Annotated in this window: 21 protein-coding genes; 11 read left to right on the top strand and 10 right to left on the bottom strand. The window is 60.2% G+C overall.

Annotated elements, in window-relative coordinates; all coding sequences use genetic code 11:
- Window positions 1-17: 17 nt before the first annotated feature.
- On the bottom strand, window positions 18-620 hold the full coding sequence (locus FHT28_RS10180) for a TetR-like C-terminal domain-containing protein (RefSeq protein ID WP_168596167.1): 603 nt from the start codon (window positions 618-620) through the stop codon (window positions 18-20).
- Between the two features lie 110 nt (window positions 621-730).
- Here FHT28_RS10180 and FHT28_RS10175 point away from each other — a divergent pair, with 110 nt between their 5' ends.
- The 3 genes from FHT28_RS10175 (at window position 731) to FHT28_RS10165 (ending at window position 5,225) form a co-directional block, all read left to right on the top strand.
- The gene (locus FHT28_RS10175; protein ID WP_168596166.1) at window positions 731-1,420 is read left to right on the top strand and encodes a PspA/IM30 family protein; all 690 of its coding nucleotides are present in this window, start codon (window positions 731-733) and stop codon (window positions 1,418-1,420) included.
- Window positions 1,421-1,457: 37 nt separating this feature from the next.
- The gene (locus FHT28_RS10170) at window positions 1,458-1,739 is read left to right on the top strand and encodes a YiaA/YiaB family inner membrane protein (RefSeq protein ID WP_034506376.1); all 282 of its coding nucleotides are present in this window, start codon (window positions 1,458-1,460) and stop codon (window positions 1,737-1,739) included.
- Between the two features lie 90 nt (window positions 1,740-1,829).
- Window positions 1,830-5,225, top strand: coding sequence for an acyl-[ACP]--phospholipid O-acyltransferase (locus FHT28_RS10165; RefSeq protein WP_168596165.1), 3,396 nt, complete (start codon window positions 1,830-1,832; stop codon window positions 5,223-5,225).
- A gap of 72 nt (window positions 5,226-5,297) precedes the next feature.
- Here FHT28_RS10165 and FHT28_RS10160 read toward each other — a convergent pair whose 3' ends face one another.
- Genes FHT28_RS10160 through FHT28_RS10150 form a run of 3 tightly spaced genes read right to left on the bottom strand, consistent with a single transcriptional unit; the run spans window position 5,298 to window position 8,555 of the window.
- The gene (locus tag FHT28_RS10160; protein WP_168596360.1) at window positions 5,298-6,311 is read right to left on the bottom strand and encodes a HAMP domain-containing sensor histidine kinase; all 1,014 of its coding nucleotides are present in this window, start codon (window positions 6,309-6,311) and stop codon (window positions 5,298-5,300) included.
- The gene (locus tag FHT28_RS10155) at window positions 6,311-7,015 is read right to left on the bottom strand and encodes a response regulator (RefSeq protein WP_113108920.1); all 705 of its coding nucleotides are present in this window, start codon (window positions 7,013-7,015) and stop codon (window positions 6,311-6,313) included. Before FHT28_RS10155 ends, FHT28_RS10160 begins: the two co-directional genes overlap by 1 nt.
- 46 nt (window positions 7,016-7,061) lie before the next feature.
- Complete coding sequence (locus tag FHT28_RS10150; protein WP_168596164.1) at window positions 7,062-8,555, bottom strand: DUF4173 domain-containing protein; 1,494 nt, start codon at window positions 8,553-8,555, stop codon at window positions 7,062-7,064.
- Window positions 8,556-9,257: 702 nt separating this feature from the next.
- Between FHT28_RS10150 and FHT28_RS10145 the strand changes: the two genes are divergently transcribed.
- Window positions 9,258-11,060 (top strand): diguanylate cyclase, encoded by a 1,803-nt coding sequence (locus tag FHT28_RS10145; protein ID WP_168596163.1) that lies wholly within the window; start codon window positions 9,258-9,260, stop codon window positions 11,058-11,060.
- 89 nt (window positions 11,061-11,149) lie between these two features.
- Here FHT28_RS10145 and FHT28_RS10140 read toward each other — a convergent pair whose 3' ends face one another.
- Window positions 11,150-11,569, bottom strand: coding sequence for a thiol-disulfide oxidoreductase DCC family protein (locus tag FHT28_RS10140; RefSeq protein ID WP_168596162.1), 420 nt, complete (start codon window positions 11,567-11,569; stop codon window positions 11,150-11,152).
- Between the two features lie 236 nt (window positions 11,570-11,805).
- Here FHT28_RS10140 and FHT28_RS10135 point away from each other — a divergent pair, with 236 nt between their 5' ends.
- Both FHT28_RS10135 and FHT28_RS10130 read left to right on the top strand, forming a co-directional pair.
- Window positions 11,806-12,372 carry a TetR/AcrR family transcriptional regulator gene (locus FHT28_RS10135; protein WP_047638400.1) on the top strand — a complete coding sequence of 189 codons (567 nt, stop codon included), beginning with the start codon at window positions 11,806-11,808 and terminating at the stop codon, window positions 12,370-12,372.
- 51 nt (window positions 12,373-12,423) lie between these two features.
- Window positions 12,424-13,392 carry a quinone oxidoreductase gene (locus FHT28_RS10130; protein WP_168596161.1) on the top strand — a complete coding sequence of 323 codons (969 nt, stop codon included), beginning with the start codon at window positions 12,424-12,426 and terminating at the stop codon, window positions 13,390-13,392.
- Window positions 13,393-13,486: 94 nt separating this feature from the next.
- Here the strand turns inward: FHT28_RS10130 and FHT28_RS10125 are convergent, their stop codons facing one another.
- Window positions 13,487-13,741, bottom strand: a complete 255-nt coding sequence (locus tag FHT28_RS10125; protein ID WP_047554547.1) for a hypothetical protein — start codon at window positions 13,739-13,741, stop codon at window positions 13,487-13,489.
- A 139-nt stretch (window positions 13,742-13,880) separates the two neighbouring features.
- On the bottom strand, window positions 13,881-14,798 hold the full coding sequence (locus tag FHT28_RS10120; protein ID WP_168596160.1) for a phosphatase PAP2 family protein: 918 nt from the start codon (window positions 14,796-14,798) through the stop codon (window positions 13,881-13,883).
- 439 nt (window positions 14,799-15,237) lie between these two features.
- Between FHT28_RS10120 and FHT28_RS10115 the strand changes: the two genes are divergently transcribed.
- The 5 genes from FHT28_RS10115 (at window position 15,238) to FHT28_RS10095 (ending at window position 19,391) form a co-directional block, all read left to right on the top strand.
- Window positions 15,238-16,191, top strand: coding sequence for a helix-turn-helix domain-containing protein (locus FHT28_RS10115; protein ID WP_168596159.1), 954 nt, complete (start codon window positions 15,238-15,240; stop codon window positions 16,189-16,191).
- 156 nt (window positions 16,192-16,347) lie between these two features.
- Window positions 16,348-17,856 (top strand): aldehyde dehydrogenase, encoded by a 1,509-nt coding sequence (adh, locus tag FHT28_RS10110; protein WP_168596158.1) that lies wholly within the window; start codon window positions 16,348-16,350, stop codon window positions 17,854-17,856.
- 81 nt (window positions 17,857-17,937) lie between these two features.
- Entirely contained in the window at window positions 17,938-18,330 is a 393-nt protein-coding gene (locus tag FHT28_RS10105; RefSeq protein WP_047554553.1) for a DUF779 domain-containing protein, read from the top strand.
- A gap of 93 nt (window positions 18,331-18,423) precedes the next feature.
- On the top strand, window positions 18,424-19,020 hold the full coding sequence (locus FHT28_RS10100) for a DJ-1/PfpI family protein (RefSeq protein WP_168596157.1): 597 nt from the start codon (window positions 18,424-18,426) through the stop codon (window positions 19,018-19,020).
- Between the two features lie 20 nt (window positions 19,021-19,040).
- Window positions 19,041-19,391, top strand: coding sequence for a ribbon-helix-helix domain-containing protein (locus FHT28_RS10095; RefSeq protein ID WP_168596156.1), 351 nt, complete (start codon window positions 19,041-19,043; stop codon window positions 19,389-19,391).
- On the opposite strand, the gene FHT28_RS10090 is transcribed toward FHT28_RS10095, so the two are convergent.
- The 3 genes from FHT28_RS10090 to FHT28_RS10080 form a co-directional block, all read right to left on the bottom strand.
- On the bottom strand, window positions 19,388-22,024 hold the full coding sequence (locus tag FHT28_RS10090) for a bifunctional diguanylate cyclase/phosphodiesterase (protein WP_168596155.1): 2,637 nt from the start codon (window positions 22,022-22,024) through the stop codon (window positions 19,388-19,390). The two genes, FHT28_RS10095 and FHT28_RS10090, sit on opposite strands and share 4 nt — an antisense overlap.
- A 409-nt stretch (window positions 22,025-22,433) precedes the next feature.
- Window positions 22,434-22,946, bottom strand: coding sequence for a hypothetical protein (locus FHT28_RS10085; protein WP_168596154.1), 513 nt, complete (start codon window positions 22,944-22,946; stop codon window positions 22,434-22,436).
- 106 nt (window positions 22,947-23,052) lie between these two features.
- Complete coding sequence (locus FHT28_RS10080) at window positions 23,053-23,646, bottom strand: TetR/AcrR family transcriptional regulator (protein ID WP_168596153.1); 594 nt, start codon at window positions 23,644-23,646, stop codon at window positions 23,053-23,055.

Below are 23,646 nucleotides of genomic sequence, written 5' to 3'. Positions count from 1 at the left end.
CCAAAACACGCATAGCGCTACCGCACCGCGGCCCCTGCCGCGACCGTCAGGATGAAGTCGTCGAGCTCCTTTTCCAGGCTTTCGACGGGCAGGCCGACGAAGCGTCCCTCAAGGCTGATGCTGACGACGCCATGCACAGCTCCGAACAGCGTTCGGGCGCGAATGGCGCGGGCCGTCTCGGACATGGCGGGCTGCAGCTCGGCAAGCGGTTCGGCGATGATGCCCATCAGGAACATATGCTCTTCCAGATGCCATTCGGGGGTAGGGCGTTCGTCCGGCGGGCGATGGTCGAAGAGCGCCTTCCATAGATTGCGGTTGGTGACTGCGAATCGCAGATAGCCGCGTGCAAGGTTGCGCAGCCGATCCGCCGGCGTTCGGTCCTTGACCTCAGCCAGAGCAAGAGAGGCCTCCAGTGCTTTCAATGTCGCCGAATTGACGTGGATGACGAGATCGTCGAGATCGGCAAAGACGGTATAGAGTCCTCCGAGAGCGCAGCCGACATCCTGCGTGACATCGCGTGCTCGCAAGTTGGAGAGGCCATCGGCCGCGATGCGATGGCGCGCCGCCTCGATCAGCCGCAGCTTCAGATCCTCGCGCTTTTCCTGGGTTTTTCTCGCCATTAACCATTCCGATCCGATTTTTTGAACGTTGTTCAAATTATCCTTGAACAACGTTCATGAGTCTGGCATATCTCTCTTCGTGAACATCGTTCATAAACAGGAGACGACAAATGTTCAATGTAATTCTGACGCTCATCCGCGGTCGGGCCTATGATGCGGAGCAGGCGTTCATCGATCGCAACGCCATGCCTCTGCTTGCCCAGCAGATCCGCGATGCAGCCGGCGCCATTCAGTCGGCGCGGCGGGCGGTGGCAATCGCCGTCGCACAGAATGAGCAGGAAAAGAGCCAGCACGCGGCGATCGTCGGTCGCATCGCGGATCTGGAAACCCGGGCCGTCGCGGCCCTGCAGAAGGGCAATGACGAACTCGCCCGGCAAGCGGCCGAGGCGATTGCCGAGCTTGAAGCCGAGCGCGGTTCCTCCGAGAAGGCACAGGCGCAATTCGCCACGACGATCGCCAAGCTCAAGGCGACAGTCCGGTCCTCGGAAGCGCGCCTGCAGGGGTTACAGCGCGGCGAGCGCCTGGCGCGTGCGACCGAGCAGACACAGAAGCTGAATGCAGTCTGCAATGATGGCTCAGGTTTGGCGAACTTGGACGAAGCCGAGGAGACGCTGGCCCGTCTTCGCGCCTATCAGGATCGATGCGAAATTGCCACGTCAACCCTGAAGGAAATGGACGCCGCAAACCGGCCCGCAATCATCATCGAAAAGCTCGCCAATGCCGGCTTCGGTGCACCGCTCGGTCCCTCGGCCGACGACGTGCTTGCCCGCCTGCGCGAGCGCATGAATTCAGCAGCCTGAAACCGAACACACCAAACATATTAGAGAGGGTACGATCATGAACGACAGCTTCCAGAAACATTCCCAGGCCTGGGTCAGCTTTTCCTATGTCTCCTTTGCCGCCGCCGCATTTATGCTCTTCGTCGGCCTTTACATGATGCCGATCGACTTATGGGGCAAAGGCTATCTCGCCATGGGCATCCTGATGCTGGTGCAGACGACGGTCAACGTTACCAAGACGGTTCGCGATAATTCCGAGGCTGACAAATTGATCCGCAAGGTGGAGGATGCCCGCACCGAGAAGCTTCTCGTTAAGTTCAATCGTGACGGTCAAGACTAACCTTTATTAACGACGCCACAGAGTTGTATTCGCGCTCAACCTTTGCGTAACCACTCTGTGGCGTCTTGTTCACCGAACAAGGGGAACGTCATGCAAACCCATTTGATGAGATCGAGGAAATTCGCGCCGCTGTTCTGGACGCAGTTCCTCACCGCCTTCAACGATAATTTTCTCAAGCAGACTTTGATTTTCGTCATTCTCGCGCAGATGGCAGCCCAGGGTGCCGCGCTGGTGACGCTGGCGGGCGGCATCTTTATCGTGCCGTTCCTGCTGCTTTCGGCGATTGCCGGCGAGCTTGCCGACAAATACGACAAAGCCAAGATAGCCGAGCTTCTGAAGCGCTGCGAACTCGTCGTCGCAGCCATCTCGGTGGTGGGCATCGCCTTTTCGTCCATCTGGATCCTGATGCTCGCCCTTTTCGGCTTCGGCGTCATCTCCTCGCTCTTCGGGCCGATCAAATACGGCATCCTGCCGGATCACCTCGCAAGCAGGGACCTTCCCAAGGCGAATGCCTGGATCGAGGGCGGAACCTTCATCGCCATTCTCACCGGCACGATGGTCTCGGCCGTCGCCTTCCGGCAGGGGGACAACGTCTGGATCTTCGGCCCGATGATGATGGGGCTTTCCGTCCTCTGCTGGTTTGCCGCACGCATGATCCCCTCAACCGGCTCCAAGGCGCCCGATCTTGTCGTCGATAGGAACGTCATCCGCTCCAGCTACCGGCTCGTTAATGAGCTTCGTGCAGACAGCCGTATCTGGCGTGCGTCGCTGATGAATTGCTGGTTCTGGTTCGTCGGGGCCTTCATCATGTCGATGCTGCCGATCATGGTGACTGACATTCTCGGCGGTTCGGAAATCGTCGTTCCCGCCTATCTGGCGATCTTTGCCATATCCGTCGCCATCGGCTCGGCCATCGCCGGCTGGATGGCCGCCGGCCGCATCGTGCTCCTGCCGGCGCCCGTGGGCATGTTGATCGTCGCGCTCTTCGGTCTCGATCTCGCCTGGAACCTTTGGGGTCTTCAGTCCAGCTCGCATACCGAGTCCATTCTCGCCTTCTTCGAAGGGCCGAAGACAATCCGTGTCGCGGTCGATCTGGCCGGCATGGCAATCGGTGGCGCCTTCCTCGCCGTTCCCACCTTTGCCGCCATGCAGAGCTGGGCGAATGAGGACCGCCGCGCCCGCGTCATCGGCGCGGCAAACGTGCTGTCCGCACTCTTCATAGCGGTCGGCCTGGCGCTGGTGGCTGTGCTGCAGGCCGTCGGCTTGTCGATCCCGGTGATCGTCCTCAGCATCTCGGCGCTCAACGTCGTGATCGCCTGGGCGATGCTGAAGACGCTGCCGACCAATGCCTTCCGCGATCTCATCTCCATCATCTTCCGCGCGTTCATGCGGCTGGAAGTCGAGGGCCTGGAAAACATCCGCAAGGCCGGCCCGGCGCCGATCATCGCCCTCAACCATGTGAGCCTGCTCGACGGCGCGCTGGCGCTCGCCATCACCGAGGAAGAGCCGGTCTTCGCCATCGACTATGCCTTTGCGAAGAAGTGGTGGGTGCGTCCTCTGCTGACGAAGTGCAAGTTCCTGCCGCTCGATCCGACCAAGCCGATGGCGACGCGTTCCCTGATCAAGGTCATCCAGGACGGCAGCCCGGTCGGGATCTTCCCGGAGGGACGCCTGACGGTTACCGGCACGCTGATGAAGGTCTATGACGGCGCTGCCATGGTTGCCGACAAGACGGGCGCGATGATCGTGCCCGTTCGTATCGACGGTCTGGAAAAGAGCTATGCCTCTTACCTCACCTCAAGCCATGTCCGCCGCCGCCTCTTCCCCAAGGTCAAGGTAACGATCCTTGAGCCGGTGAAGCTCGACGTTCCCCTGGAACTGAAAGGCCGCAAGCGGCGCATCGCGGCCGGTGCTGCACTCTACCAGATCATGTCGGCGCTGATGTTCCGCACGGCGGATACCGATAATACCGTGCTTGGTCGCGTCATCGAAAGCGCCCATGAATACGGTGGCAAAAAACTGGCCGTAGAGGATCCGCTCTCCGGCAAGCTGTCCTATGCCAAGCTGCTCACCGGTGCCGCGGTGCTGGGTGCGAAATTCAAGAAGATGTTCCCGGCCGACAAGACCCTCGGCGTCATGCTGCCGAACGCCAATGGTACGGCTGCGACCGTGCTCGGCGTCATGTCGGCAGGCAAAGTGCCGGCCATGTTGAACTTCACCGCAGGCGCCGCCAATATCCTGTCCGCCTGCAAGACCGCCGAAGTCAGGCATATCCTTTGCTCGCGCGCCTTCGTCACGCAAGCCAAGCTTGGCCCCGTTGTCGAGGAGCTTGAAAAGCAGGTCGAGTTCGTTTGGCTCGACGAGCTGCGCACGCAAATTACCTTCCTCGACAAGATCTTCGGCCTCATCCGCAAATATCGGCCGCTGGTCAAGCGCAGTGCCGATGATCCGGCCGTGATCCTCTTCACCTCGGGTTCGGAAGGTGCGCCGAAGGGTGTGGTGCTTACCCACCGCAACATCCTGTCGAACGCAGCCCAGGCGGCCTCGCGCATCGATTTCCATCCGGGCGACAAGGTGTTCAACATCCTGCCGATGTTCCACTCCTTCGGTCTGACGGCCGGCACCATCCTGCCGCTGGTCTCGGGCGTGCCGATTTTCCTCTATCCGTCGCCCCTGCACTATCGCATCGTGCCGGAGCTGATTTACGTCTCGAACGCCACCATCGTTTTCGGCACGGATACGTTCCTGAACGGCTATGCGCGCAGCGCTCATCCCTACGATCTTAGATCGATCCGCTACATCTTCTCCGGCGCCGAACCGGTGAAGGCCTCGACCCGCGAGGTCTATATGGAAAAGTTCGGCCTGCGCATCCTGGAAGGCTATGGCGTCACCGAGGCGGCCCCGGTCATCTCGCTGAACACGCCGATGTACAACCGCTCTGGGACGGTCGGCAAGATCATGCCGGGCATGGAATGGAAGCTCGAGCCGGTTGCCGGTATCGATGAGGGCGGGCGTCTGCTCATCCGCGGCGCCAATGTGATGGCCGGCTATATGCGCGCCGACAATCCCGGCGTCATCGAACCGCTGCCGGAGGGTTGGCATGATACCGGCGATATCGTCATCATCGACGAAGACGGTTTCGTGAAGATCCGCGGCCGGGCCAAGCGCTTCGCCAAGATCGGCGGCGAGATGATCTCGCTTGCCGCGGTCGAGACGCTCGCCGCCCAGCTCTGGCCCGGCGCGCTCAGCGTGGTCTCGGCCGTGCCTGACGCCAAGAAGGGTGAACGCGTCGTTCTCCTGACCGATCAGCCGAATGCCACGCGAAGCGAGTTCCTGGCCTTTGCCAAGGCGAAGGGCGCCACCGAGATGATGGTCCCGGCCGAGGTGACCGTCGGCAAGGTCCCCGTCCTCGGTTCCGGCAAGATCGATTTCGTGACGGCGCGGGCGATGGCGCTGGAAAGCATTTCGGAATCGCAAGCGGCCTAACGCTTCATGACCCCACGAATGGGGGCGGCGGATCCAACCGTCGCCCCCTTTTTAATCTGCGTCGTTCAAGCATTACGAGACATGCGGCAGGATAATCTGAAAGGTCGTGCCGTCATCGCCGCTCTCCAGCAACTCGATGCTGCCGCCATGCGAGGCGAGCATTGCCCGGACGATGCCAAGGCCCATGCCGGTGCCGCCCTCTTCCCGGCGCGTCGAAAAGAACGGTTCGAAGATGCGCTCGCGATTGCCTTCGGCAATACCGGAGCCATTGTCGCGAATTTCGATCGTCAGCTTACGCTCGTCGGGCGCCGACTTGATCCCGAGTATAGTCGCGCCGTTTTGAGAGGCATTTTCGGCCAGATTGGCAAAAATGATGCCGGCGACCTCGCTGGGCAGAGCAATCGCGCTTTTGGTACTTCCATCATCGATGACAGCCAATTGGCGGAAGTTTCTGGCCAGCTGGGCGACGATGTCCTCGATGTTGGTCAGGCCCGGCTCGGATGGCAGTTCGGCCTTCGCCAGATCGCGCAGGCGTGACAACAGCGTGTCAAGGCGGTCGGTATCCGCGATGATATTGGCGAGGAAATGGTTCCGCTGCGTCTGGCTCATCGGATTGTCGTCGTCATCGTCGCGCAACAACTCCGCAGCGCCCTTGATCGAGGTGAGGGGGGATTTCAGCTCGTGCGAGACGTGCGCTGCGAAGGAGCGGACGTGGTCTGAATGATCGACCAGCTTGCCGGCAAGGTCGAGAAAACTTTGCGAAAGTGTCGCCACCTCCCGCGTACCGTAATTGTCGAGCGGCCGGATAGCGGCTCTGCCGCCGCGGGCGATTTCCTCCGTTCGTGCGATCAGGGCGTTAATGGGCACCGTCAGGGTTCGCGTCAACACATAGGCGACCACGAGTGTCAGGACCAGAACGACGGCCAGAGTAGCGATTTCGGCCGGTGCCATGGCGCCGGACGCGGCCCGCACCGCGCGAAACCAGATGACGGTCAGCACAGGAAGCGTCATTACGGTTAGAAGCACGGCATAGACGATGAGGTAGAGCGGCGGCCGCCACTTCGGCTTCACCAGCGGGCTGCGCATCATGCGCCTCCCTCCACGCCTGATGTCAATTTGAAGCCAATGCCGTGTACCGTGGCGATGATGCCCTTGCCACCGGCGGCTGAAAGCTTGGCGCGGATATTGCGGATATGGCTGTCTATGGTGCGGTCGGCAACCTGGATATCGGCCCCGTATGCTGCCTCCATGAGCTGATCGCGGTTGAAGACGATCTCCGGACGTGACAACAGCGTGTCGAGGATAGCGAATTCAAGACCCGTCAGAGCCAGCGGCGTATCGGCGAAGGTCGCAGTCCGGCCGCCGCGATTGAGGCGCAACAAGCCGGCGGATACGGAATTTTCCTTGGCGTCCGGTCCCGTGCCATGCCCGGAGCGTTTCAGAATAGTCTTGACCCGGGCGACCAGTTCACGCGGGCTGAAGGGTTTGGTGACGTAATCGTCGCCGCCGATCTCGAGCCCTAGGATGCGGTCTATTTCTTCGTCGCGCGCCGAGAGGAACAGGATCGGGAGATTGGATGTCCTGCGGATCCGGCGGCAGACTTCCAGACCATCCATCTCGGGCATGCCGACATCGAGCACGATCAGATCGAGATCGCCACGATGAAAAGCCATCATGGCCTCTGTGCCGTTGCGGGCTGTTGTCGTCGCCATGCCGGCGCGATCGAGCGCGAAGCAAGTCACGTCGCGAATATTGGGTTCATCGTCGACGACGAGGATGCGCTTGACCATGCGATGCCTGCTTTGGTTCTCTTGCTCGTTTTTCTTCGTTTCGGCCTCATCTTGCAAGGGTTGTGTGGTCGCGAAGATAGCGATCGAGGCGGGCGGCGCGGAAAGTCCAGCTTCTCCAGTCGCGCGATCGCTGCCATTCGTCCACTACAAGTGCGCTCCGGACCTTGCTCGCAGGAGCGGCTCGTTCCGCTTCGGCGGGTAACGATGCCAGATAAGTATCGAGCGCAGGTATTGCGGATGGCCCAAGCGTCGACAGATAATCGATATCGAGCGGCATACCTTCGCCTGCCACCTCGCTGCTGTGGGCGACATTGAAGCGGGCGATGAAGGCGGGAATGTCGACAAGGGCAATGGCGTAGAGCGTCACAACCAGCGTCGCCAGGCTGAGCGCGACCAACCATTCGTTGGAGCGCTGCAGCAGGATACGCAGGAGGATGAGAAAGAGACCCATGGCGACGAGACCCATCCAGATGCCGGCCGCGACCCGCAGCTCCGTCAGCGAGTAGGATTCGACGTAGAGATCGAGTCTGAGGATGGAGGAGAAGCAGAGCAAGATGTTTTGCGCGATCCACAGATGCACGAGGCCGCGAACAAGGGCGCTCCTGTTACCTGGCCCGTCGCGGCGCATGGCGGCGAGCACGAAGGCCGCGGCCAGAAGTGCCGTCACCATCAATGGATAGGCGCCGCGATGCGCATATTCGGCGTGGCTCATACCGTCAGGCAGATTTACTCCGCCCCAGAGATAGGTGAGATCCAGGAGAGACTGCATTGCAAACAGTGCGTTGAACACAAAGAGCGAGCGCAGCAGGGCCGCATGTCCGAAAAACGCGCTCTCGGGTTTGACGGCCTCGGAAGCCTGATCTGGGCGACGCCGAGCGAGGCGTTTGAGGCGCGGGCGAAGCAAGACAGATACGAAGGCGGCGACGATGAGCCAGAAGCCGATGCGCCACGCATCCAGAAATTGCAGAAAATACGCAAGATCGAAGCTGCGTAGTACCTTGTCGATCAGCGGATTGGCCATTGCGAAGAGGGCGACGAACCCGGCTGTAAAGCTGAGCGGCATGATCCAGCCGCGAAGATGATGCCAGATCATCTCCGGCGTCGGCCTTCGGGAGTGCCGGAGACGACCGTAGGCCGCTCGGCGGAACGGCCGCAGCGGCAGGTCCAGAAGAAAGCGGAACAGCACGACCGGCAAACGGACCAGTCTTCGTGGAAAAAGTCCCGTGGCGGCAAGCGAGACGCATGTGATGCCGAGCAAGCTGAGAGCGATGCCCATCCAGGATGTGGTCTCGAGAAGCGGCGCCGACAGGACAAAAGCGAGAGCCAGAAGCCCTGTAGCCTTTGGAAGAGACTGTGGCTTTCTCGAACAAAGCAGCACGCCCGCGGCGATGGCATTGACGAAGAGGAAAAGGTTGAGGCCCGGCTCTCTGCCGAAGAGGAGGAGGTCGGCGAGTGCTACGAGAGCGATCAGTATCAAGAGCTTGCGGCTGACGTTGCGTGTGGGGTTAGCCGGCTGAGCCGGTATATCCGAGGCACTCATGCGTATCGGCCCCCCACGGTTCGCCCCGCAGCGATAAAGGGTATGACCCTTGGTGTCCGAGCCGGGAGATCGGTTTGAGGCTGAGGATCTTCCACCAGCCACCAGCCTTCCTTGAGAAGGCTATGGGGCAGGCGGACGGGTGGAGCGACGGTTTCTTCGGGTGCGTTGTTCATGGCGCGAGGATGGCGCGCGTATTTGCAGAATCTGTGCAGAGCCCAAGGAGCTATTCAGGAATTGCACGGTTGGGTTGGTCCTGGCAGCCTAAGTCTATCAGCAGACAATCTTGTTGCGGCTGATCGGTTTCCTGATCATGCGACAGTGCCTCGAAATGAAGCAGTCGCTTGTGGAGCTTAAACTTGTGTTTTCCAGCTTTTGCTCAGTAGATGGATTGCAAATCCGAAACTCGATTTGGTGACCGCGCTGTCGTGTTCACCCCTGACGACAGCCGGGAGTCTTGGAATCGACCTAATGGCCGGAGCCGGGATTCCCGTCAGCCCTACGCAATCACCTATGTACGCTGTTTTTCATGATGGTGGTTGAACGCTTGGGGACTGGCGACCGCATCGCTCCCTGATCAATGCGCTCCATCGGGCTCTTTCAGCAGTTCATTCAAGCTTTATCTTAATAAGCAAATGCCATAGCTAAAGCTCCGAAAAAGAATAGTTTAAGGCCGCGAGAGCTAACTGCAAAGGAAGCCGGCATATGAGAATCACGACAATTACGAATTGGGCCTACGGCATTACCGTGGTCCTGACCGTGCTGTCCGCCGCGGCTTTCATTCTGTCGGCTCGAAGCGCCACCCAGGAAAGGCAAGCCATCGAGCAACATCTGTTGCTGAACAGCCTCGGAGAAGAACTTGCCTTGGGCGCGGAGGAGACGACGGACGAGGCGCGTCTCTATGTCATGCGCGGCGAGGCCAGGCATCTTGATGCCTTCACTGTCGACGAGGGTGAGGAGCGCCGTCGCGATGCCACCGTCGGCACATTGCGTGGGCTCGGTGTTCCCGATCGTGAGCTTCAGGTCGTGGAGCAGGTTGCGGTCAACGCTGAAGCACTTGATAAGATAGAGGAAGCTGCGGTGGCCTTCTACCGTGGGGGCAACCAGACCGGTGCACGCGACACTCTGTTCGGACCGGAACACGAGCGTGTGCAGACGGCGCTCCTCGACGCTGTCACTCAGTTCCGCGCGCTGGCAACCGCCCGCACGGAGGCGGCGATGCGCAATGCTCAAGCGCGCAGTGACCTCTGGGCCGATATCGCCAAGGTGATTCTGGCGTTGACCGCCGCGGTGTTCCTCGCCGTGCTCTATTTCGTGCTGCGGCGCCGCGTCGCCATTCCGCTGATGAGGATGACGGGAATCGTCAACCGGCTTGCCAAGCAGGATTTTACCTTCGAAGTGCCGCCCGATCGCCGGCGCGACGAGATCGGGGAGATGAACGACGCCATCCAGATCTTCCGCGAGAACGGCCTGGAGCGCAATCGGCTCGATGACGAGCGCAAGCAGGACCAGCGGACCAAGGATCTCATCCTGCAGATGATGCACCGTCTTCAGGCCTGCTATGCCCAGAACGAACTGGCGGAAGTGGTCGCCCTTTTCGTACCGCAAATCTTTCCGGGGATCGCCGGATGCCTCTATACGATGAACGAAAGCAGGACCGCGCTCGCCGAGGTCAGCCGATGGCTGGATCCCGCCCATACCCAACCCTCCTTCCCGGCGGCTGCTTGCTGGGGGCTGCGCCGCGGACGGCCGCATGTGAGCCATGTCGCGGACAACGATATTCCCTGTCAGCATCTGGATGATTCCGGTGTGCCGGGGCTCTGCGTTCCCTTGACGGCGCTCGGCGAGGCGATCGGGCTCCTCTATTTTGAAGACCGCTCGAAGGATGCAACCGCCGCCGACGCACCGCGGCTCTATCTTGAACTGATCGCCGAGAACATCGGCCTTGCCATCGCCAACCTGCGGCTGCGCGACAAGCTGATGAGCCTTGCCGTGCGCGACGCCCTGACCGGCCTGTTCAATCGGCGGTCTCTCGACGAGGCGCTGAACAATCTTCACAGGGATAAGTCCGCCCGCACGGTCGTCTGCATCATGATCGACATCGATCACTTCAAGCGCTTCAACGACGAATTCGGTCATGATGCCGGGGATGAGGTATTGCGCCATGTCGCGCAGATCGTCTCCGATACGGTCGCCGCCGCCGGCACGGCTTACCGGTTCGGCGGGGAGGAACTGACGGTGATCGCCACCGATATTGCGGACGAGGAAGGCTTCGGGCTCGCCGAGAAACTGCGCACCAGTGTGTTCACCACACCCTTCTCCTATCGCGGACGCATCGTCGGGCCTCTTTCCATCTCGGTCGGCATAGCCTCGTCTCCTGTTTCAGGGCCGACGACGACGTTGATCAATCGTGCTGATGGTGCCTTGCTCCAGGCAAAGCTGAGCGGGCGCAACAGAACGGTGGCGGCGTTTGCGATGGGGGCGGAAGAGGAATTGAAGAGAGGATAGGATAGGGCGCTCCTCGAAACCACCATCGGGCAAGTGTCGCGACAGGCGCGAGCCGAACCCGCCATACCGACCAAAAACGAGAACCTTGTTTAAAGGATACGGTCTGCCTGCTCCGGCGTCGGCAGCCAGCAAGTCTCCCGCTTGCCGAAAAAGCGGTAGCGATTGCGGGCGAGCCAGCGATAGGCTGGATCGCGCAGCATCCGGGGCACGACGTTCAGCAGGGCGAGCGCTTTCCAGGGCCAGCCGAGGCCCGCATAGATCGAAAGCACCGCGTCGCTATCCCGCAACACCTTCTCGCCGTCCACGATGATCAAACTATCCGGATTGGCGGGATCGATGCCGCACAGCCGATAGAGCCTGGCTCCCGTCTCGTTCTGCATGGAGGCGAGGCGAAAGCGGCCGATGCGGTCGTGGCGCAGCACGAACTGGGCGTTGGCCGAGCAAAGGACACACATGGCATCGAAGACGATGATGGGGCCTTGATGTTCGATGGTATTGCTCTCGCTCATGCGTGCATCGGTGTCTTACAAAGCCCGCTTTAGCGGCAGCTTTGTCCTTTTGTCGACGATACGTCAATTGCACGCCTTCCACGCTCGCCGCCAGAGCCTACAAAAGGTTGTGATGTCGCTTGCAACGGTCGGGTGTTTCCAAACGCGAGAGGCGTATCGTCATGCGTTCAGAAGACAGGCTTTACGGAAACAATATTATTCTTGACTGATCATTCAATAATTACTATGTACCGCTCATGGCAAGACCAAAGGAATTCGATGAACTGGCGGCTCTGGATGCGGCGATTTCGGTCTTCCGCGACAAAGGCTATGCAGCGACCTCAGCCACCATGCTTGTGGAAGCCCTTCATATCGGGCGGCAAAGCCTTTACGACACTTTCGGCGACAAGTGGCGCCTCTATCTCGAAGCGGTGCGCCGCTATGCGGCACAGGAGACCGAGGCGCACCTTACTGCGCTGAAAACGGGACCACAATCTATAGATGGCATCGATGCCCTGCTGGCGCGTGTCGTGGCGACAGCCTCCGAGGCCTGTCTCGGTGTCGGTTCGATCTGCGAATTTGGGACAAGTCAGCCTGAGTTGACGACGATTCACGAAGCCGCCGGCCGCAGGTTGCATGCAGCGGTCATCGAGCGTGTACGTGAGGCGCAGAGCGAAGGCAGCATTGCCGGGGACATCGACCCCGAGCAGGCCGCGCAGTTCTTGACGTCCAACATCGCCGCGATCCGTCTGGCTGCCCGAGCTGGGGTCGGAGGCGATAGTTTGCTCGCCCTTGCCCGCCTTGCGCTTCGGGGCCTGCGATAAGGAATTTTTTTTGCCCAGTTTTGGAATGATTGTTCAAATAAGGAGATGAAGATGAAATCGATCGTCATGACCGCTGTTGGCGGCTCGCACGTCCTGCAACATGTCGACGGACCGGATCCCGTTCCCGGCGAGGGAGAAGTCTTGGTGCAGGTGCATGTGGCCGGCGTAAATTTCATGGATATTGGCGTGCGACAGGGCATGGCCTGGACCGATATGCCCAATCCCAAGCCGCTTGGCGTCGAGGGGGCAGGTCATGTTTTGGCCATTGGCGCGGGTGTCAAAAGCTTTCAGGTCGGCGATCGCGTTGCCTGGGTCTATGCGCCGGGAAGCTATGCCGAACGCATCGCCATTCCTGAGCGCGCGCTAGTACCGATACCGGCAGCCATCGACGACCGGACGGCGGCGGCCGTCATGATGCAGGGGCTGACCGCCAGCCATTTCGCGACCGACTTCTATCCCGTGCAACAAGGCGATATCGCGCTCGTTCACGCCGCTGCCGGCGGCGTCGGTTTGCTGCTGACGCAGATCATCAAGCTGCGCGGAGGGCAGGTGATCGGCCGCGTCTCCAGCGAAGACAAAAGCAGTATCGCAAAATCCGTGGGTGCCGACCATGTGATCGTAGATACGGAAGGCAAATTCGCCGATACGGTGATGCGCATCACCGGAGGGGAGGGAGTCCATGTTGTCTATGACGGCTCCGGCCCGAAGACATTTCAAGGATCGCTCGATTCCCTGAGGCGGGCGGGGACATTCTGCTGGTTCGGGCCAGTTCTTGGCGGCCCAGGCCCCTTGGATATCATGAGCTTGCCGCGCAGCATCAAGATCGGCTACGCCACCTTCTTCGATCACGTTCATACGTCAGAGCTTCTTATTGCCCGCTCTTCCCGCCTCTTCGAATGGATCGAGCACGGCAAGCTGCGGGTCAACATAGGCGGCGTCTATTCATTGGCGGATGCGCGCCGTGCGCATGAGGACATGGAAAGCCGCAAAACGACAGGAAAACTACTGCTCGTGCCATAAGACCAGGGATGGCTTGGACGCCCCCATGCCTTGTCATTTAAGGCCGCGTGGCCCTACTTTCCGGGTTGGGCCACGCTAATCTTGCAGGATCTATTTAGCGGTAGCGCCATCCGCCATGCCACCGCTCGCGGTGCATCCAGTAGCGGCGCCCATCCCAATAGCCGCGTCCCGGATAGAAGGCGCCATAGCGTGGGCCGGCGGGCACGACGACAACCGGCCCGCGATTGGGGCGACATGCGCCGTAAGGGCCGCGATGGAAGCCGATACCGCATCCGTCACGGGCTTCGGCCGGTGCAACGGCGGCAAAGCAAGCTGCGGCCGCCAGGGCCAATAAAGTAATCTTTCTCATGATGTAGCCTCTATTCCCAAAGAACTTAGTTGTTGTCCCTTCAGCGCTTAAACGGCGGAGATCGGTAAATCCGTCGCTGCCCATGCCCGATATTTGCATTTCTCCGTAGGGGGCCGATGTGTCGGCGCTCACCGCCGGCTCAGGATCGGATTTCCAAGGTGTGGGAGGCGAGGCTTGACTGTGATGGGCATGCCGTCGCCGGTACGGAGGTTGCTTCTTCTTTCGCGGTTACCGGCCTGCGCCGCAGGAGCGCGCGCAGGGTCATGAGGACTGTTTTATACCGCTCTCCCGGGCACAGGCGGCCATCGGAGCCATAGGTGAAGAGCAGCCGGCGGCGGGCAAAAGCGTGGGCCAGCCACAAGGCGAAGGCTATTCCGACGCCCCAGCCCATCAAGGTGTCGCTCGCCCAATGGGCGCCGACCCATTGACGCGACAGGCAGATCAGTACGCCGGCCGGCATGAATATGGGACGCAGGCGCGGAAAGACGAGTGCCAACGACATCGCCATGGCGCCCGCTGTCGCGGAGTGTCCGGACGGAAAGGACGCGAAGTCCGCGTGGAAGGCGACGGGTCGAAAATAAAATGCGCCGTTCGTCTGCAGCAGCTCCGGCCGAGCCCGGCCGATGATGTTCTTGGCAAGCGAGTCGACAAGGCCGCCGCCTGCTACCGATAAGAAGACGAATGCCGCGGCGGTGGCAACAAGATCGGCGCCTGTTCGTGCCGATTTCCTCAATTTGTGGGCGGGCGCGAGGATAGCGAATATCAGCAGAGCACCGCTGAACGAAAGAACCAGGAGGCCGGTGCCGAAGCTGCTGATCCATTTCGCCGTTCCACGAAGCTGCTCCGGAAATGATTTCATCCAGACGCCCAAGGGGTAGTCGGCGGTCATCATGACCGGCAGAGACAGGGCAAGGAAGATGGAGATGATCACGATCGGACGTTCGAGAAACGCTCGATTTGAAGGGGGGGTGAGCGTCGGTGCTGCGAAGAATCGTCGAAGGCCATTGATGCAGCGTGCGCGACAGGTGTCGGTAGCCGTTGCGAGGGTTTTCTTCATGGGGTCAGAACCCTGCAGGCCCGCGCGCGGAAGTCCAGCTTGCCATCACAGGCAACACGCTTACTGATGAAACTGGCACTCATGAAGTTGCGCCTCAAACTCCGCTTTATCACTTCGTCATCGCTACAACAGCACGCTGACAACCGCCTGAAAGGGGCGGCTATAGTGCATGACTGATGTTAGGGGCCTCGAGATTGCCTGCGCATGACACGGCGGATCGGAGCACCCGAAATCCGACGCTCGAGGGAGATTATCGGGCAATGGCGCTCAGTATCCGGGTGATCCTGCATGAAAGGTCGGCCACCGCGAGGCCGAAAGGGGCTTCGTCGTCAAGAGGATGGCAGAGCGCACAGCTGGCGGACGGTAAAAGAACCAGTGGAGGATTGCGCTACCTTGTTTTTTTAGCGACAATCGATGTTGGTTCGGTGGGAGGAGCCAGATGCACGAATATTCCGCGCATGCGGACCAGGTATACGCGTCAGCGCAGTCGGCTGCGGCCAGTTCTTCGGTCGTTGCTTCCTGGCGCCGATGCATGATGATGCACCGTCTCGCGCCGGAAGAGAAACGTTTGCCGGTAAGTCTGACAGGGCAGGAATTCGCGACTGCCGTGGAGCGCTCGGAGCGACTGATCGCGGAAGCTTCCAATGAACTGGATCGCCTCTTTCTAGCTGTCGGCAAAGCTGGATGCTGCCTGCTGTTGACCGACCGGGAAGGTATAGCGCTGGATCGCCGCGGCGCAGCCGGCGACGACAAGGAGTTTCGCGATCTTGGTCTCTGGACCGGCTCGGTCTGGACGGAAGCAAGTATCGGCACGAACGGCATCGGCACTGCGCTTGCCGACGAGCGGGCCGTGGCGATTTTCCGCGATCAGCACTTCTTTTGCTCCAACATCGACTTGAGTTGCACGACCGCGCCGATCCGGGATCATCGCGGTCAGTTGGCTGGCGCGCTCGACATTTCCACCCGCCGCGACGACGTCAACGATGCGACATTGGCAATCCTGTCGCAAACTGTTCGCGACGCGGCGTTGCGTATCGAACTCAATCTGTTCAGGAGCGCCTTTGCCGGCGCCCGCTTCGTCATGGTTCCGACGGATACGGCTTCCACCTCGGCGCTTCTGGCGGTCGACCGCAATGATCTCGTGCTCGGCGCGACGAAAGCCGCCCGCCTCGCACTGAAGCTGGACGATCGTCGTATCGCCGCCGGAATTCCCGCCTGCGATGTATTGAGCGAGCAGCAAGGGGAAGCGGGCGAAGACCTGCTGGAAGCCGAGCGCGCCGCCCTGCTGCGAGCCCTTTTCCGCGCCAACGGCAATGTGTCGCAAGCTGCTTTGGCGCTTGGCATGAGCCGCTCAACCCTGCATCGGAAGATGAATCGGCTCAATCTGCACTGATGCGCCCGCGATGCGCATTTGCGCGCTGTAGATGTCGCAGAGTTGCGACACTGTGCGCTGCGGCATCGCTGGGCGGTGGTTTCGCCTTGGCGCATATGGGCGCAGGTTCCTCCCATCGGGTCCATCTACCGGACCTGCCGACCAAGGGAGGATGGCATGCTACATCAGAAGATCGTCGAATCTCCGTTCAAACTGAAATATGGCAACTATATCGGCGGCGCTTGGCGCGAGCCGATCGGTGGCAGATACTTCGATAACCTCACGCCGATCACCGGCGGCAAGATCTGCGAAATTCCGCGCTCCGACGAAAAGGACATCAATGCCGCGCTCGATGCCGCCCATGCGGCAAAGGACAAATGGGGCAGGACTTCCGCCGCTGAGCGCTCCAACATCCTGATGAAGATCGCCCAGCGCATGGAAGATAAGCTGGAGGTGCTGGCGCAGGCCGAAAGCTGGGATAACGGCAAGCCGATCCGGGAAACCATGGCCGCCGACATTCCGCTTGCCATCGATCACTTCCGCTATTTCGCCTCCTGCATCCGTGCGCAGGAAGGTTCGATCGGCGAGATCGACCACGACACGGTCGCCTATCACTTCCATGAGCCTCTTGGCGTCGTCGGGCAGATCATTCCGTGGAACTTCCCGATCCTGATGGCCGCCTGGAAGCTTGCGCCGGCGCTTGCCGCGGGCAATTGCGTCGTCATCAAGCCCGCCGAACAGACGCCGGCCTCGCTGCTGGTCTGGGCCGAGGTGGTGGGCGATCTCCTGCCGCCCGGCGTTCTCAATATCGTCAACGGTTTCGGTCTGGAGGCCGGCAAGCCGCTTGCCACCAGCCCGCGCGTCGCCAAGATTGCATTCACCGGCGAGACCACGACCGGCCGGCTGATCATGCAATATGCCAGCCAGAACCTCATCCCCGTCACGCTCGAGCTGGGTGGCAAGTCGCCGAACATCTTCTTCGCCGACGTTGCGGCGGAGGACGATGATTTCTTCGACAAGGCGCTCGAAGGCTTCGCCATGTTTGCCCTCAACCAGGGCGAGGTCTGCACATGCCCGAGCCGCGCGCTCATCCAGGAATCGGTCTATGACCGCTTCATGGAGAAGGCCATCAAGCGCGTCGAAGCGATCAAGCAGGGCAATCCGCTCGATCCCGCAACGATGATCGGTGCGCAGGCCTCCAGCGAGCAGATGGAGAAGATTCTCTCCTATCTCGACATCGGCAGGCAGGAGGGTGCTGAAGTCCTGACGGGCGGAGTGCGCGCCGATCTCGGCGGGGAATTGTCGAGCGGCTACTATATCAAGCCGACCATCTTCAAGGGCCACAACAAGATGCGTGTGTTCCAGGAGGAGATCTTCGGCCCGGTCGTGTCGGTGACGACCTTCAAGAACGAGAAGGAAGCGCTCGAAATCGCCAATGATACGCTCTATGGCCTTGGCGCCGGCGTGTGGACCCGCGACGGCAACCGCGCCTATCGCTTCGGCCGCGAGATCCAGGCGGGTCGCGTCTGGACCAATTGCTATCATGCCTATCCGGCGCATGCGGCCTTCGGCGGCTACAAGCAGTCCGGTATCGGGCGCGAGACGCACAAGATGATGCTCGATCACTACCAGCAGACCAAGAATATGCTGGTGAGCTACAGCCCCAAGGCGCTCGGTTTCTTCTGAGACCTCCCAACGAAGCCAACGAGGCTCCCAGCGGAAGCTGGGGGCTTTCGTGCATTTCAATCACCACGATGGGAGATCAACATGGATGACATAGGCACAGAGCCAAGGGTTCTGGCGACGGACAAGGCGCTCGACCTCATCCGGGAAATCCAGAAGGATCATCCCAATATCCTTTTCCATCAGTCCGGAGGCTGTTGCGATGGCTCCTCGCCCATGTGCTATCCGACGGATGACTTCATGATCGGCGACAACGACGTCAAGCTCGGCGAGATCGGCGGCGTGCCTGTCTATATCAGCGGCAGCCAGTTCGAGGCCTGGAAGCATACACAGCTCATCATCGATGTCGTGCCCGGCCGTGGCGGCATGTTCTCCCTCGACAATGGGCGGGAGAAACGGTTTCTCACCCGCTCCCGCCTCTTCGGCGGCGGCGAGGCCTGCGCGCTTCCGGATATTGGTCGCCCGCCCGCGCGATAAAAATGCGTGGGCGCCGTTTGTAGTATTTGCCTAATACCCGCGACGCGCATTCCTTTGCTAAGCTGTGACGATTGGTTTCGAGGGAGGAAAACGATGCCAGCAGCGAAAATCCTGATGATAACAGGTGATTTCACCGAGGACTATGAGACCATGGTGCCGTTCCAGACGCTGCTTGCCTGCGGCTATACGGTGCACGCGGTCTGCCCGGGCAAGAATGCCGGCGAGACGGTGGCAACCGCGATCCATGATTTCGAAGGTGATCAGACCTACTCCGAAAAGCGCGGCCATAATTTTGCGCTGAACGCCACCTTCGCCAGCGTCCGCGCCGAAGATTACAACGCGCTTGTCGTACCCGGCGGCCGCGCACCGGAATATCTGCGCCTGAACCCAGAAGTCATCAAGGCCGTTCAGCACTTCTTCGAGGCGGGCAAGCCCGTTGCAGCCATTTGCCACGGTGCGCAATTGCTGGCGGCGGCCGGCGTTCTCAAAGGGCGCACATGCTCGGCCTATCCCGCTTGCAGTCCCGAAGTCGAGCTCGCCGGCGGCATCTATGCCGATATCGCCATCAATGATGCCGTTGCCGATGGCAATCTCGTCACCGCGCCCGCCTGGCCGGCGCATCCGTCGTGGCTGCGCCAGTTCATGGCTGTCCTCGATGCCGGCGCCTTGTCGAAAGCCAACGCAGCCTGAGGCTGAGCCGGGAGGCATCCATGTGCGAATTGTTCATCAAGGCCGACGCCAAACTCTGGGAAAGTACGACGCGTTCTCTGCGCATAGACGGCATGGTAACCAGCGTGCGGTTGGAAAATTTCTTCTGGTCGAAACTGGAAGAAATCGCCCGGCGTGACGGCATGAATGTCGTGCAGCTGATTACCAGGCTGCATCACGAATCGATCGATGCCGGCCACGACCTCGGCAATTTCACGTCGTTCCTGCGCGTCTGCTGCGCACGCTATCTCGACCTGCAGCTCGCCGGTGACATTTCGGACGATCTCTCCCAGCCCATTGGGGGGGTCGACGCTTCCGCTATCCTCGGCCGGGAACGCTTGAAATATCACTAATCGCGCTTGCTTCCGCCGCGTCCCATGCGGTGGAGGCTGGTCTTTTTTGCCGGTCTGGCTTCCGGGAAGTTAGCGCGATCATGCCGTACGTCCGATCTGCTGGCGACGAAGCGCCTGACGAATTCGATCAGGTCCGAACACGACATGGGTATCGCCAATCCGAAGCCTTGCAGCGTATCACAGCCAAGATCGCGCAGGGCCTCGGCGTGCCGTTCGGTCTCCACGCCCTCGGCAATGGACTTGACGCCGAGCGAATGCCCCATGCTGATGATCGAGCCGACCAGTTCGCGCTGTTCTGCTGACGTGTCCAGGGTCTTGGTCAATTGACGGTCGATCTTCAATGCGCTCGGGCGCAGACGAAGCAGGCCCATGATCGAGGCGTGGCCGGTGCCGAAGTCGTCGATCTCGATGCTGATGCCGAGCTGGCGGAGATGGGCCAGATTTTCAGCAATTTGTTCGTCCAGATCGTCGAGAAAAATCGACTCCAGCAGTTCGAACGAGAACCATCGTGCCTTCTCCGGCTCGATATCCAATAGTTGCTTGAGGTTAGGGTCGCGCAACCGCCGGGAGGAGACATTTACCGAGCATTTGGGGATGTTCAGCCCTTCCGCCTTCCAGATATCGAGATCCGAGATCGCCTTTCGATAGATGAGATGATCGATCTCGCTGACGATATTCAGGTCTTCGGCGATCGGCAGAAATTTGTCCGGTGTCAGCAGCCCGCGCGAAGGGTGCTGCCAGCGGGCCAGCGCCTCGACGCCGGCGATCGCGAGCGTCTTTGCGTCGAATTGCAGTTGGTAGAAGGGCACGAACTCGCCCCGTTCCAGGGCGATGAGAATGTCTTCCGTCGTCTGTTGTGCGTTCGCAAAGCGGCTGCGCGAATTGGCGGAATAGAACTGGTAGCGGCTGCGCCCCTGCGCCTTGGCCTGATAGAGCGCGATATCGGCGTCGAGAAGCATTTGGCCGACATCGACATTCTTCCCTCTTTCGTGGGCTATGCCGATGCTTGCGCTTGACCGGCATTCGATGCCGTTGACGACAACAGGCTGACGCATGTTCTGTATCATGCGCTCGGCGGTCACCCGCAGTTCTTCGGTCGATCCGTCGTAGCCGACGATCGCCAGAAACTCGTCACCGCCGATGCGGGCGACAAAATCGCTTTCGAGAACGCTTTCCTTCAGAAGCTTGGCGACATGCTGCAGCAACGCATCGCCGGCATGGTGTCCATATATGTCGTTGATCTGCTTGAAGCGATCGAGATCGATATGGAGAAGTGCAAGGCCGGAGCCGCTCGACTTGCACTCAGCCTCGATTTCCAGGATCATCCGATCCATGAAGCGACGGTTTGGAAGCCCTGTCAACGCGTCATGGAGAGCCACATATTCGATTTGCTTCCTGGCGTCCTCGAGCTCCTGATTGCGTGCTTCAGCGAGGGTCTTAGCCTGCGCCAAATCGCGCTGAAGGGCGAGGTCCGCGGTCACATCCCAGTTGGCGCCGATCATCTTGCGATGGCCATCGCTGTCGATGAAGGGCAATGTTCTGGTTCGGATGAAATGCTCCTTGCCGTCGCTTAAAATCACCCGGTATTCGTCCGAAAACGGAATGAGGTTGGCGACATGATGATCGACATTCCTGAAGACACGCTCCATGTCATCGGGATGAAGCATCGATTCCCACAGTCCGCCGATTTTCACGGTCTCCTGCGATTCAAGGTGATAGAGGCGGAACATGCCGTCGTCCCACTCCGCCGTTCCCCGATCAAAGTCCGCCTCGAAGACGCCGATCTTCGAAGCCTCCAGCGCCAGCTTCAGACGCCGCGACATGCGATCCAGTGATTCCTCCCAGGCTTTCCTGGCCGTGATATCGTTGTCGGTGCCCAGAACCCTAAGCGGACGATTGTGCCGATCCCACTTGATGCAACTGCCGCGACATTCGATCCAGATCCAGTGCCCGAGCCGATGCCGGTAGCGATACTGGAAGATTGTGGGGTTCAGGTTCGGCTGTCGTTGCTGGTGAATGCGATCGAGCACGGTTTGCCTGTCGTCCGGATGAACGAATTCCAATAGTTCGTCCATGGTTCGAGGAACTGGGTCGTCGATGGCGAGCCCTCTGATCTGCCGCCACATGTCCGAATAGAATGTCTCTTGGCTTTCGAGATCATGATCCCAAATAGCGGTCTTGGCAGCCACCAGGGCGAGGCTGGCGCGATTGTCCGTGCCTGGCTGTTCGCCGTCTCGGTCGTTCGCGACGCCAGCTTCCGTGAACGCAGCGGAGATGATCGCCGAGGCCAGCGTGCCATCGTGTTCAGCCATCAAAGCGACCGCGACAGGCTTGGACATGCCGCCGTCGGCGCGCAAGCGGAGCTGGACCCTTTGGCTCCGGTCTGGAGCTGCGATCGCTGCCAGGAACTGCGTTTCGAAGGCGCCGGTATCCTGTACCTCCAGGAAATCGCGGATATTGCGTCCCGCAAGCGATGATGAGGGAAGTCCTAGCAGATCGCTCAGGCCGTCACTGGCAGCCAGGATCTCGCCGTCCATGGCGAGGATAGTTGCCGAGGATCGGGCATCCGCCGACAGTTGCGAGGATACGGCACTATCCTGATCGGGTAGCCACGGTTCCCTGGAGCGAGTCAAACTCGAAGTTCCCTTTTTATAAGGCCCTTACGGCATCGCGCCGCGGAAATGAAACTATTCTAAATGCCCAGCGGCGGGCCGGCGTGGGCGACCGGGGTTTTCCATCCGTTTGTGGCCACGCAGCTCATCTACGCGGATATGAGCGCCATTTCGACGACGCTGTCGATGCGAATGGGTCGATGTCCAAGAGCAGAATGCGCCGCATAAGTCAGCAGTTTGAGCGCGACAGCTTAATAAACCCCTGCTTTCGCGTAGGGGACGCAATCGGGGGTGGATGGCGATCACGGTGCAACACGAATGTACTGATCCCATCGGCTGAACGGCTTTCGGTGGATGCAGACCCTCGATCACAATCGCCAGAAGGCTTGCAGGGCGAACCGATGCATCAAGGCTAGACGGAGCCTCGTTCCTAAAGTTTGGCGAAGGCCACACTTCGCCAGATCCAGCCGGCGTCCAATGCGGCCTTCCGCAGCGGTTTCTTGATCACTGATGTGTCGAATGCATAGTCATAGATCGCGCCGAAGGAGCCGTCCTCCCGGAAGCCATAGGACTTCCCGAAGCTCTTCTCCGCGGTTTGACCACGAAAGGCGGATGCCGCCAGCGCAATTGTCGGGATGCCTGCGCGCCACTCGACGGACCATTCCTGGTTCACGGAGCGGACTTCTCCCTTGGCCTCGTCAAAGCGCATCAGCACCTTGAAGACCCGTTCGAGGCCGGCCTTGGCAAAGAATTCGTACCATTGCGCATCGACGATTTTCCACTCCGCAACCAGGTCCACGCCCTCTGCCGTACCATCGCGAACGAGGAAGGGTGCGGAGTCATGATTGACCGAGAGCAAGGCGTCGCGAAGCGCGTCGACCGATCGGCGCGGCACACCCTTCGCCGGATACGTCTTTCCGGTAAACAACTCCCAGAACCCCATTTTCCCGTCTCTGTCTATTTGAGAAAAACCTGCACCTACTGATACATGCCATGCCCGCAGCAACAATGGCCATTCTTGGGGACATTTTCGGCCCGGGACCGCCGCGCTAAGGCATTCTTGCGTTTGTTAAACGCTCATCGATAAGCCGCGCCGCAGCGTCTGCCGCGGTCTCCATATAGCTTGGATCGCGATGAAGCAGGACGATCGTAAACGAGCCATCAAGAAGCAGCATGATTTGTCGAGCAAGCGGCAAGGCATCAGTTCCGGCTCCTGCGTCCAGAAAAATTGATGAGAGCCAGTCTTCGACATGCTTCTTGTGGGTGCGCGCCGCAACCAAGGCCGGATGGCCGGGAAGGTTGACCAGCTCGACCGACGTGCGCAGAAAGCCGCAGCCTTTCCATTTTCCATTGCGCGCAGAGCGGGCAAGCTGGCGAAAGAGGCCGGCGACTTTCGTAGCCACGTTGCCTTCCGTTTCCTCGAACCAGCGTTTGAACAGAGCAAGATTCGGCTGATCACGCGCTTCCAGATGGGCTGCGATGAGATCGTCCTTGCTTCTAAAGTGATAGTAAAGGGTGCGCTTGGTCACGCCTGCTTTCTCGGCGATCGCATCGACGCTGACGGCCCGGATGCCGTCATGATGAAACAGCTTCGCAGCGGCCTGGAGAATACGATCACGTGTCGGCGGGGGCTGGGCTTTCAT

It is taken from the genome of Rhizobium sp. SG570 (genome assembly GCF_012275345.1).
Taxonomy (GTDB): Bacteria; Pseudomonadota; Alphaproteobacteria; order Rhizobiales; family Rhizobiaceae; genus Rhizobium; species Rhizobium lusitanum.
The sequence above is the reverse complement of the archived record's forward strand: the minus strand, read 5'-3'. Positions and strand labels throughout refer to the sequence as shown.

Coding starts and splice junctions, on each gene's coding strand:
- FHT28_RS10100 (WP_168596157.1), top strand. CDS start 18,424: ATGCCAGCAGCGAAAATCCTGATGATAACAGGTGATTTCACCGAGGAC.
- FHT28_RS10150 (WP_168596164.1), bottom strand. CDS start 8,555: ATGAGTGCCTCGGATATACCGGCTCAGCCGGCTAACCCCACACGCAAC.
- FHT28_RS10165 (WP_168596165.1), top strand. CDS start 1,830: ATGCAAACCCATTTGATGAGATCGAGGAAATTCGCGCCGCTGTTCTGG.
- FHT28_RS10135 (WP_047638400.1), top strand. CDS start 11,806: ATGGCAAGACCAAAGGAATTCGATGAACTGGCGGCTCTGGATGCGGCG.
- FHT28_RS10170 (WP_034506376.1), top strand. CDS start 1,458: ATGAACGACAGCTTCCAGAAACATTCCCAGGCCTGGGTCAGCTTTTCC.
- FHT28_RS10115 (WP_168596159.1), top strand. CDS start 15,238: ATGCACGAATATTCCGCGCATGCGGACCAGGTATACGCGTCAGCGCAG.
- adh (WP_168596158.1), top strand. CDS start 16,348: ATGCTACATCAGAAGATCGTCGAATCTCCGTTCAAACTGAAATATGGC.
- FHT28_RS10140 (WP_168596162.1), bottom strand. CDS start 11,569: ATGAGCGAGAGCAATACCATCGAACATCAAGGCCCCATCATCGTCTTC.
- FHT28_RS10145 (WP_168596163.1), top strand. CDS start 9,258: ATGAGAATCACGACAATTACGAATTGGGCCTACGGCATTACCGTGGTC.
- FHT28_RS10125 (WP_047554547.1), bottom strand. CDS start 13,741: ATGAGAAAGATTACTTTATTGGCCCTGGCGGCCGCAGCTTGCTTTGCC.
- FHT28_RS10120 (WP_168596160.1), bottom strand. CDS start 14,798: ATGAAGAAAACCCTCGCAACGGCTACCGACACCTGTCGCGCACGCTGC.
- FHT28_RS10160 (WP_168596360.1), bottom strand. CDS start 6,311: ATGCGCAGCCCGCTGGTGAAGCCGAAGTGGCGGCCGCCGCTCTACCTC.
- FHT28_RS10155 (WP_113108920.1), bottom strand. CDS start 7,015: ATGGTCAAGCGCATCCTCGTCGTCGACGATGAACCCAATATTCGCGAC.
- FHT28_RS10080 (WP_168596153.1), bottom strand. CDS start 23,646: ATGAAAGCCCAGCCCCCGCCGACACGTGATCGTATTCTCCAGGCCGCT.
- FHT28_RS10130 (WP_168596161.1), top strand. CDS start 12,424: ATGAAATCGATCGTCATGACCGCTGTTGGCGGCTCGCACGTCCTGCAA.
- FHT28_RS10085 (WP_168596154.1), bottom strand. CDS start 22,946: ATGGGGTTCTGGGAGTTGTTTACCGGAAAGACGTATCCGGCGAAGGGT.
- FHT28_RS10105 (WP_047554553.1), top strand. CDS start 17,938: ATGGATGACATAGGCACAGAGCCAAGGGTTCTGGCGACGGACAAGGCG.
- FHT28_RS10180 (WP_168596167.1), bottom strand. CDS start 620: ATGGCGAGAAAAACCCAGGAAAAGCGCGAGGATCTGAAGCTGCGGCTG.
- FHT28_RS10175 (WP_168596166.1), top strand. CDS start 731: ATGTTCAATGTAATTCTGACGCTCATCCGCGGTCGGGCCTATGATGCG.
- FHT28_RS10095 (WP_168596156.1), top strand. CDS start 19,041: ATGTGCGAATTGTTCATCAAGGCCGACGCCAAACTCTGGGAAAGTACG.